Consider the following 1,228-nt stretch of genomic DNA (forward strand, 5'->3'; position numbering starts at 1 on the left):
TATTCGAACGGTACTTGTTCTTCCCTAACAACAGAGCTTTACGACCCGAAGGCCTTCTTCGCTCACGCGGCGTTGCTCCGTCAGACTTTCGTCCATTGCGGAAGATTCCCTACTGCTGCCTCCCGTAGGAGTCTGGGCCGTGTCTCAGTCCCAGTGTGGCCGATCACCCTCTCAGGTCGGCTACGCATCGTCGCCTTGGTGAGCCGTTACCTCACCAACTAGCTAATGCGCCGCGGGTCCATCTGTAAGTGGTAGCAAAAGCCACCTTTCAACTTCGAACCATGCGGTTCGAAATATTATCCGGTATTAGCTCCGGTTTCCCGGAGTTATCCCAATCTTACAGGCAGGTTACCCACGTGTTACTCACCCGTCCGCCGCTAATCTTCGGGAGCAAGCTCCCTCAGATTCGCTCGACTTGCATGTATTAGGCACGCCGCCAGCGTTCGTCCTGAGCCAGGATCAAACTCTCCAATAAAGAGTTGGTATAGCTCATAAAATGTACTAGTTTAGTACGTTGTTTTGTTAATCGAAATTAACGTTGGCACGCTTGGTTTTGTTTAGTTTTCAAAGATCATCACCAGTCGCTTTTAACGACTAGGTTATTATCATAACATTTAAACTTTCTTAAGTCAACATCTTTTTAAAACATTTTTTCAAGAAAATAAATTATCTCTTAACTTGCTGACAGGAACTAATATTAAACTATTTAACTCAAAGAGTCAACTATTCTAGTAAAATTTTTTTATTTAATGTTTTTCTCTTCCTATCAGTCATTTTGTATCCATCGAGATGTACATACTCAATATAAGCGTGATCTCATGTCATCCAAACACTTCCTGCACCTAGCTCTCTCCATTTGTTAAGCAAATTAAACAAATCCTTCTATAGTTTTATTTAAGATAATCTTCATCCTGAACCATCACATTTACAAGGATTATATTTGGAGACTTACCTCCATTTTCAAGAGTTGGCGCTCTTAGTAGAAGTTCCTTTATTTGCTTCTCCCAAGCCTCGGGCTAGAAAAGTTACTTGGTTTCTACTTTTTCTAAAAAACCTTACGGTTTTACTTAAATAAAAAAAAGACCAGTATCTCTACTGATCCTTTCTCTTCTTACCTGGCAACGTCCTACTCTCACAGGGGGAGACCCCCAACTACCATCGGCGCTGAAGAGCTTAACTTCCGTGTTCGGCATGGGAACGGGTGTGACCTCTTCGCCATCGCCACCAG

At 43.1% G+C, this 1,228-nt stretch carries 2 rRNA genes; both read right to left on the minus strand.

Annotated elements, in window-relative coordinates:
• Positions 1–475: ribosomal RNA gene (locus WQ54_RS17885) — 16S ribosomal RNA — on the minus strand; the annotation flags it as partial.
• 638 nt (positions 476–1,113) lie between these two features.
• Positions 1,114–1,228: ribosomal RNA gene (gene rrf / locus WQ54_RS17890) — 5S ribosomal RNA — on the minus strand.

Origin of the sequence: Bacillus sp. SA1-12, from assembly GCF_000981385.1 — a bacterium.
GTDB lineage: Bacteria > Bacillota > Bacilli > Bacillales > Bacillaceae > Metabacillus.